Source organism: Brachybacterium sp., from assembly GCF_052095815.1.
Lineage (GTDB): Bacteria > Actinomycetota > Actinomycetes > Actinomycetales > Dermabacteraceae > Brachybacterium.
In genome coordinates this window covers 1-8,332 of the sequence record NZ_JBQDLF010000082.1, presented here as the reverse complement: position 1 = coordinate 8,332, position 8,332 = coordinate 1, and the positions used below count along the sequence as shown (strand labels likewise).

Annotated in this window: 6 protein-coding genes; 2 read left to right on the top strand and 4 right to left on the bottom strand. The window is 70.5% G+C overall.

Going from position 1 to position 8,332, the window contains the following annotated elements:
- Positions 1–127: 127 nt before the first annotated feature.
- Positions 128–3,736, top strand: coding sequence for a hypothetical protein (locus ACTH43_RS18075; protein ID WP_441446274.1), 3,609 nt, complete (start codon positions 128–130; stop codon positions 3,734–3,736).
- Positions 3,737–3,763: 27 nt separating this feature from the next.
- Here ACTH43_RS18075 and ACTH43_RS18070 read toward each other — a convergent pair whose 3' ends face one another.
- From ACTH43_RS18070 to ACTH43_RS18055, 4 genes are all read right to left on the bottom strand, one after another.
- Positions 3,764–4,519 carry an iron ABC transporter ATP-binding protein gene (locus ACTH43_RS18070; protein ID WP_441446273.1) on the bottom strand — a complete coding sequence of 252 codons (756 nt, stop codon included), beginning with the start codon at positions 4,517–4,519 and terminating at the stop codon, positions 3,764–3,766.
- Entirely contained in the window at positions 4,516–5,670 is a 1,155-nt protein-coding gene (locus tag ACTH43_RS18065) for an iron chelate uptake ABC transporter family permease subunit (protein ID WP_441446275.1), read from the bottom strand. The genes ACTH43_RS18070 and ACTH43_RS18065 overlap by 4 nt, the downstream gene beginning before the upstream one ends.
- A gap of 25 nt (positions 5,671–5,695) precedes the next feature.
- The gene (locus ACTH43_RS18060) at positions 5,696–6,697 is read right to left on the bottom strand and encodes an ABC transporter permease (RefSeq protein WP_441446272.1); all 1,002 of its coding nucleotides are present in this window, start codon (positions 6,695–6,697) and stop codon (positions 5,696–5,698) included.
- 131 nt (positions 6,698–6,828) lie between these two features.
- On the bottom strand, positions 6,829–7,833 hold the full coding sequence (locus ACTH43_RS18055; protein ID WP_441446271.1) for a siderophore ABC transporter substrate-binding protein: 1,005 nt from the start codon (positions 7,831–7,833) through the stop codon (positions 6,829–6,831).
- A gap of 268 nt (positions 7,834–8,101) precedes the next feature.
- Between ACTH43_RS18055 and ACTH43_RS18050 the strand changes: the two genes are divergently transcribed.
- Positions 8,102–8,305: a hypothetical protein gene (locus tag ACTH43_RS18050; protein WP_441446270.1), complete on the top strand. Its 204-nt coding sequence runs from the start codon at positions 8,102–8,104 to the stop codon at positions 8,303–8,305.
- Positions 8,306–8,332: the final 27 nt, after the last annotated feature.

Here is an 8,332-nt window from a genome sequence, read left to right as displayed (position 1 = left end):
CGCGGCGCGGGGCGCGGGCTCGCACGTGACCGGCCCAGCTCCCGCGTCGCTCGCCGCCGGATCCTGACGTGGCCTGCGCCTCGGCTACAGTGAGCCGAGTTCGGAGTCGATATGAGGGGGAAGCGTCGTGGACGGGGTCGAAGCAGGCCAGGGCAGGGGCAGGCCGCGGCGCACGGCTCTGATCATCACGGCGGCGGTCGCGGCCCTCGCACTGGTGATCGGCGCGGTCGTCGTGGGGGTGCCGTGGCTGCGTCAGTCGGACGCCGCCGCGGACATGGGCGCCACTGAGATCTCCGGGGCCGATCCCTCCGATTCCGACGGCTCCTCCGGCACCGGCTCGCCCGGCACCGGCTCGTCCGGCATCGAGTCCTCCGGCATCGAGCAGGAGCTCGCCGCCGGCACCACCGAGGTGCGGGTCGCCGAGGCGGGCGTGGACCGCACCGCCCTCGCCCGCATCACCATCGACCCCGCCGAGGACGTCGTGCTCTCGGAGCGGGGCTCCGCCGTGCTCACCGCTGCGGGCGGGACCGGTCCGCTCTCCGCCACGTCCTTCGTCGCGGTGAGGGACGGTGTCATCACCGTGGAGTCCTCCTCCCCCGTCGCGGTGCACCTCGAGGTCCTGGCGCTCTTCGACGGCGGCGCCGAGACGGCCGGATCGCTGCGGCTGCTGCCCGCGGCCGTGCAGGTCGTGAGCACGGAGGCCGGGATCGGCACGGATGACCTCACCGCTGCGCAGGACGTCTACGTGGGCGGCTTCGCCGTGCCCCAGGGCACGCCCCATGCCCTGGCCCGGATCACCGCCACCTTCGCGGCGCCGACGGCCGTGACGCTCTCCGATCAGGTGCTGCACTTCCCTCAGGGCAGCTCGACCACCACCACGGTGCTCAGCACCGTCGACGATGCCGTCAGCCTCTCCGCCGCGAGCCCCGGGGACCTCGAGATCGATGTGATCGGCTATGTGACCGCCGCCGACGCCACGGCTCCTCCCGGTGCCGAGGTCGACTCCACGACGGCCGGTGCCGTGATGGGAGTGTCCTCGCAGGCTCCGCAGCAGCTCGAGTTCACCGGCGGCACTCCTGCGCAGGCGGATCTCGGTGCTGTGCACGCCACCGCCGTGATCGGCCTGCTCTCCCCGGGATCCGGCAGCGCCGGCACCATCACCAGCACCTATGACGACAACGCCCGCCACCGCGGCACGACCGTGACCGCGGATGCCGAGCGCGCCGGCGAGCTGGTGATCGTCTCCGCGGAGGACCCTCAGCTCACCGCCGACGTGGACGCGCAGGCGGAGTTCCTGCCCGTCGCGATCGTGCAGCCGCAGGAGGTCGACCGCGGCGAGGACGTCACCGTGACGATGGACTCCTTCCCCGGCGGCGCGATCGATGCCGAGCACGGGATCGTCCGCATCGAGGGGACGTTCCGTGCACCCCACCGGATCGCCTCGATCGCCGTGGCGGTGAACGGCGAGGAGGTCACGCCGAGCGCGCCGCTCCGCCTCGATGGGAACGGCGGCACCTGGCACCAGGACATCATCCCCGCGCAGAGCGGTCCGTTGGAGATCACGGTCACCGCGACCGACGTCGGCGGCGCCACGGCGACCGCGACCTGGGACGGCACCGTGACCGTCCCGTCGGACGACGCCCTGGTCCTCTCCCCGCAGGCGCAGATCCTCACCCCCGAGGCCACGGCCGGGATGACGCAGGAGAGCGCGGCGGTCCTCTCCTCCGCGGAGGCACCCGGCTACGGGATCGGCGACGTGATCGTCGCAGGTGCCTCCGACGGTCTCCCCGACGGCACGCTCGGGCAGGTGCTCGCGCTCCGCTACGAGCAGGGCCGCTGGCTCACGATCCTCGGGCCCGCCACCTTGGGCAACGTGATCCTGCAGGGTGAGTTCGACGAGGTCCTCGACCGTGGGGACTCGGACGAGATCGTGCAGCGAGGCGCCGACGGTGCTGAGCCGCCCCTCACCGCCCCGGCCCCCGGTGCCGTCCCCGTCGGCCCCGTCGGCGGGATAGGCGGTGTCGGTGCCGGGGCGACGGTCCCCGCCGGTGTGACGGGCGCCGGCCCCGTCGACCCGGCGTTCCCGGGCATCGCGCCCGCCCGGCCGACCTTCCCGCGCATGGACGGTTCGGCCGGGGAGCCGCGGGAGATCGCGACCGACGAGACCTACGGCCTGCTCGCGCACAGCTGCGACGAGGAGCTCGAATCGATCCCGCTGGCTGCCGAGGAGGGCAAGGGCACCTCGTCGGACGGACTGTGGTCGCTGAGCGGTTCGGCGGAGCTCGACCTCTCCGTGACGTGCGAGGCGAAGCTGGGGGTGCGAATCGCGTACAGCGCCGAGTACAAGCCCGAGGGCGCGATCGCCGTGGGTCTCGACGCGGTCCACTTCCTGAACACGATCCAGGTCCTCGAGGACGACGCCACGGAGCAGATCGGCGGGGTGCTGACCACGGCCGGCTCCCTGTTCGAGAGCGACTGGACGATGAGCACCTCCCTCCTGGGCTCGGCGGAGATGTCCGTCGGGCTCAGCGGCAGCGCGAAAGGCGACATCTCCACGGTCGACGACGAGTTCGACGCGCACCTCCCGCTCGCCCGGACCACGTTCTTCCTCGGACCGGTCCCCGTCACCCTCGACGGGGACGTCACCCTCACCCCCCGCATCTCACTCAACGCGACCGGTGAGTTCGACCTGACCAGCACGTTCTCCGGATCCGTGGAGGGTGGCCTCACCCTGCAGCGCAGCGCCGGGATCACGCCGCTGTCCGCGCTGGACACCGGTCTGGCCACGACGATGTCCGGGACGGCGAGCGCGACGGCCACCGCGTCCCTCGCCGTGGAGCCGACCCTGACCCTGTACAAGACGATCTCCCTGGGGTATTCCGCGACGCCCACCGCAGAGGCGACGGCCAAGGGCGAGTTCTCGGCATCCGACAGCAGCTCCTTCTCCCTCGCCGATCCGGAAGCCACAGCTCAGAAGGCCGCCGATCACGGTCTCACGCTGACCACAAAGGGCCAGCGATACCTCGACCTCGAAGGTTCCTTCACGGTCGGGCTCGACCTCGAGCGCGAGCTGGCGGCGTTCCCCAGCGTGCTCACGGCGCTCGAGACCGCGGGCGTCCCGCTCGAGGTCACCGTGGTCGACGAGTCGTTCGCAGCCGTCACCGTCGCGGAGAAGACGCTGTGGGAGTACTCCTACCCGGAGGATCTGGACCCCGAGACCTACGAGCCGGAGATCCCCGAGCCGGACTTCAGCGATGACGGCGCCGAGATGCTCGCCGAGCTCGAGGGGAAGACCTTCGTGTTCTCCTCCGGTGCGGGCGCCTGGGGGACGAGCTACGAGATGGGCGCCGACGGCACCTTCACCGGGACCTACCATGACTCCGAGATGGGCGCGGGCGTCCGGTTCGTGGCCGAGTTCGAGGGCCGTTTCGAGGTCGGTGAACAGATCGACGAGACCACCTATGCGCTGGAGCTGGCAGAGTTCACGCGCACCTCGCCGGCGAGCGGCACGGAGGACGCCGACGGGATCACGATCGAGTACCGGGACTCGGTGTACGGATTCGACCAGTGCCGTGACTTCCGCCTGCTGCTGCCCGACACGCCCACGAGCAGCCTGAACGAAGGCCAGAAGCTGTGGGCGGGCGGGCACTCCACGGACTCGACGCTGCGGGTCTTCGCCGTCACCTGCCACGAAGAGGACCGGCAGGAGGACATCCTGCACAACGAGATGGTCTGAACGCCACCGCGAACCGGCGGCTCCGGCTCAGTAGTAGACCGCGAGCGGCCCCGTCGGCCCGTCGATGACCTGCACCGGGGTGTCGAAGACCCGCGTGAGCACCTCGCCGTTCATGACCTCGCCGACCGGCCCGGCCTCGACCACTCCGCCGTCCTTCATGGCGATGATGTGGTCCGCGTAGTGCGCCGCGAAGTTGATGTCGTGCAGGACCACCACGATGGTGCGGTCCAGCTGGCGGGCGGCGTCGCGCAGCCGCCCCATCATCTGCACGCTGTGGCGCATGTCGAGGTTGTTCAGCGGCTCGTCCAGCAGCACGTACTCGGTGTCCTGGGCCAGCACCATCGCCACATAGGCGCGCTGGCGCTGGCCGCCCGAGAGCTGGTCGAGGTAGCGGTCCTCGAGCTCGTCGAGGTTCAGGAAGTCGATGGCCTCGGAGATCTTGTGCTCGTCCAGCGTGGTCAGGCGGCCCTTGGAGTAGGGGAAGCGCCCGAAGCCCACCAGCTGCCGCACGGTGAGGCGGGTGATGAAGTGGTTCTCCTGGCGCAGCACCGAGAGGATCTTCGCGAGGTCCTTCGAGGCGGTCGAGGAGATGTCGTAGCCGGCCACCTCGATCGCGCCCTCGTCGATCCCCAGCAGGCGCCCGGCCATGGTCAGCAGGGTCGATTTCCCGGCCCCGTTGGGGCCCACCAGGGCGGTCACTCCCCCGGAGGGGATGTCGACGGTGACCGGGCCGATCGCGACCGTCTCCGAATACTGCTTCCGCACTGCGTCGATGGTGATCACAGACGCCCCCTCCGCATGATGACGAGGAGGAACACGGTCCCTCCGACGAGTTCGATGATGATGGACACGACGCCCTGCGCGGCGAACAGATGGTTCATGACGAAGTACGCGCCGGCCAGGACCACGAAGCCCGTCAGCACGCCGACCGGCAGCAGCAGGCGGTGGTCGTGGGTGCCGGCGAGCTGGAAGGTCAGCGTCGCGACCAGGAAGCCGAAGAAGGTCATCGGGCCGACGAGGGCGGTGGAGACCGCCATCAGGATCGAGACCAGCACGAGCATGTAGATGGTCTGGCGCCCATGGTCGACGCCGACGTTGATGCACACGTCGCGGCCCAGCGAGATGACGTTGAGCCGGTGGGCGTTGGACCAGATCAGCACGCCCGCGATGAGGACCAGCGGGATCGCGAAGGGCAGGTATTCGGCGCTCGCGTTCTGCACCGAGCCGAACAGCCGGGCGGTGAGCACGTCGAACTCGCTCGGGGTGAGCAGGCGCTGCATGAAGGTGGAGATCGCACCCATGCCGCCGCCGATGATGATGCCCACCAGCAGCATCACCTGGATGTTCGCGTACCGGCCGCGCAGCAGCCAGCCGTACAGCAGCACCGAGAGCCCCACCATCGCCGCGACCTGCAGCAGGAACTGGCCGGTGCCCTGCAGCGCGACCACCCCGGCCACGCCGAGCAGGTAGACGGCTCCGGTCTGGATCACGGTGTAGAGCGACTCGAAGCCCATGATCGAGGGCGTGATGATGCGGTTGTTGGTGACAGTCATGAAGGTGATCGTCGCGACCGCCTGGCAGAACGCGACCACGGCCATCACCACCAGCGAGGTCGCGCGCATCTCGGCGATCAGCCAGAAGCCGCGCGAGCCCGTCGGCATGGGGTTGTCGACCGCGAGCAGGCCCGCGCCGAACCCGAGGGCCAGCACGATCAGGACGGCGAGCATGATCCGGTAGCGCCGACGGGAGCGGGCGTCGGGGAAGGCGCCGGAGCTGCTGCGGGTGCGGCGGGGGGCGCCGATGACCTCGAGGTCCTCGACCAGGTCGGCGGGGGCGGTGCTGATGCTCGGGCTGATCGGCTCCTCGGCGACGGCCTCCAGCCGGCGCTCGGTGAGCTGAGCGCCGAGGGGGTGCGCCTCGCCGGGGCGGCGCATCGCGCGCGCGGGGACGGGGGTGCGCTCAGCCATGTCGACGCTGCCTCAGCAGGAGGGCGATGAACACGACGGCCCCGACGATCCCGAGGATCAGGGAGACCGGCACCTCGAAGGGCATGATGACGGTGCGCCCGATGAGATCGCAGACGGTGACGATGGCGATGCCCAGCAGGCACACCCAGGGCAGGTTCGAGCGCAGGTCGTCACCGCGGATCATCGAGATCACGTTGGGGACGATCAGCCCCAGGAAGGGCAGGTTGCCGACCACCACGGTGACCACGCCGGTGGCGATGGCGACCAGTCCGGTGCCCAGCAGCAGCACCCGCTGGTAGTTGACCCCGACGTTGGTGGCGATGTCCTCGCCCAGGCCGATCACGGTGAGCCTGTCGGCCACCCAGAACACGGCGATGCCCACCAGCAGCACGATCCACAGCACCTCGTAGCTGCCGCGCAGCACCGAGGTGAAGGAGCCGGCGAACCAGACGCCGAGGTTCTGCAGCGCGTCGAACTGGAGGGCCACGAAGGTGGAGACCGCGCCGACGACGGCGCCGAGCATGATGCCGATGATGGGCACGATGAGGGAGCTGCGCAGGGTGACCTTGCGCAGGAACAGGAAGAACACCAGGGTGCCGACGAAGGAGAAGACGATCGCGACCGTCATCCGGGTCAGCAGCCCGGCGTCCGGGATCATCACCATCACCAGGATCAGCCCCAGCCCGGCCCATTCGGTGGTGCCGGTGGTGGTCGGCTCCACGAAGCGGTTCTGGGTCATCAGCTGCATGATCAGCCCGCACATCGCCATCGCGGCGCCGGAGAGGACCAGGGCCACGGTGCGCGGGATGCGGGTGATCGCGAACATCTCGGCCCCGTCCTCGGCGCCGACGATGTCGTAGACGCCGGTGAACAGGGAGGCGACCAGCAGCAGTGCGACCACGGCGATGCCGATCACGAGCCTGCCGTCGATCAGGCGCTCGCGGCCGCGGCGCCGCTGCGGCGGCGCCCCGGTGGCGAGGGATGGGCTGGACATCAGATCTCCTGGGGGAAGCGGGCTCGCGCCGTGGGCGCGGGCCCGATACGGGCAGCGGCGACGCACCGCACGGCGGGCGGGACCCCGGAGGTCCCGCCCGCCGTGCGGTGGTCAGCGGCGGCGTTCGTGGCTCAGGCCTTGGCCTCGAGGGCGTCGGCGAGGGCGGTGAAGAACTCGGTGTAGGTCTGGATCGACTCGTTGGTGTACGTGTCGGCCGGCATGTACACGATGTTGTCCTCGGCGACCGCCGCGACCGAGGAGAGGGCCTCGGAGGAGTCGAGGACCTCGTTGGCCGGGGTGTACTCGGGGTCGTCGGCGGAGATCGCCGCGTCCCGGTCCATGACCAGGATCCAGTCGGGGTTCGCGTCGGCGATGGCCTCGACGGAGATGTCGTCGCCCTGGTGGTCGTCGCTGGCGCCCTCGACCTCGAGCGCCGGCACCAGACCGAGCGCCTCGAAGGTCCAGCCCAGGGTGCGGCCGGCGCCGGGCGCGATGTAGCCGATGTCCCCGCCGGAGGTGATCACGGCCATGATCGTGGCCGAGCCGTCGTAGGCGGCGCGCACGCGCTCCATGGCCGCGTCGAGGTCGGCGCCGAGCTGCTCGGCCTCCGCCTCCTTGCCGAAAACGGTGCCGAGCACGGAGACCTGGCGCTTGAGCTCGTCGGCGAAGGGCTGGTCATCGCGTGGATCCAGCTCGAGGATGGTCGCGTCGGGCGCGTACTTCACGAAGTCGTCGTGGTACTGGGTGAAGCGCTGGCCGTTGACGATGAGGGTGGGCTCGGCGGCGACCACGGCCTCGAGGTCGGGCTCGTGGTGGAGGCCCAGGTCGATGATCGACTCGTCGTCCTTGAGCGGGTTGGTCGTGGGCATCAGGGCGCGCGAGGCGGCGCTGAGGGTGATGCCCCAGTCGGAGAGCGTCTCGAAGGTGCGGTTGTCGGTCGCGACCACGGAGGCCGGCGGGGTCTCGACGGTCTGGGTGCCGTTGTTGTCCTCGACCTCGACGGTGCCCTCGGCCGCGACCTCGTCGGCCGCGCCGGCGCCGGTCTCGTCGGCGGAGGTGCCGCAGGCGGTCAGGACGAGCCCGAGGGCGCCGGCGGTGGACAGGGCGCCGAAGTGGCGGCGGGTGAAGGAAGTCATGGAATGGCTTTCTCGGGAAGGCTCCGGGCACCGTCTCGGGGCGCCCTTCAGGGACGTTACTGAGGGTAGCCTTCCCTGAGAGGTTTTCGCCACTCGCGGCTTGCTTTATTGGGTGGATTTCACGGCGCAGATGCTGTGAGGCTGGTCACATCCGCCGGCAACCGCACCTGCGTCACCGAGGCGGTACGGGACGGTGCCGCGCCGCTAGGGTGGGCTCGGCGCCGCTGGTGGGCGCGCGCCAGGGGACGCAGCACGTCGAGGGGGAGACATGACCGATCACACCGGTGCGCCGGGACCGCAGCTGCCGGACTTCTCCGGCGGGGGCCGGGCCGGCGCGTCACCGCTGCCCGAGCTCTCCAGCGGCGGCGGCGCGGGCGGATCGGGCGGGGGCGGCGGGAAGGGGCTCTTCCCGGTTCGTGGTGATGGGGAGCGTCGCGTCGCTCACGTAGAACGGCTCGTGGCCCTGCTGTGATGGGTGTTGTCAAGACATCCACATCCC

Bases quoted from the DNA above. Each gene is read 5' to 3' on its own strand.
- ACTH43_RS18065 (WP_441446275.1), bottom strand. From the start codon at position 5,670: ATGCGCCGCCCCGGCGAGGCGCACCCCCTCGGCGCTCAGCTCACCGAG.
- ACTH43_RS18060 (WP_441446272.1), bottom strand. From the start codon at position 6,697: ATGTCCAGCCCATCCCTCGCCACCGGGGCGCCGCCGCAGCGGCGCCGC.
- ACTH43_RS18055 (WP_441446271.1), bottom strand. From the start codon at position 7,833: ATGACTTCCTTCACCCGCCGCCACTTCGGCGCCCTGTCCACCGCCGGC.
- ACTH43_RS18050 (WP_441446270.1), top strand. From the start codon at position 8,102: ATGACCGATCACACCGGTGCGCCGGGACCGCAGCTGCCGGACTTCTCC.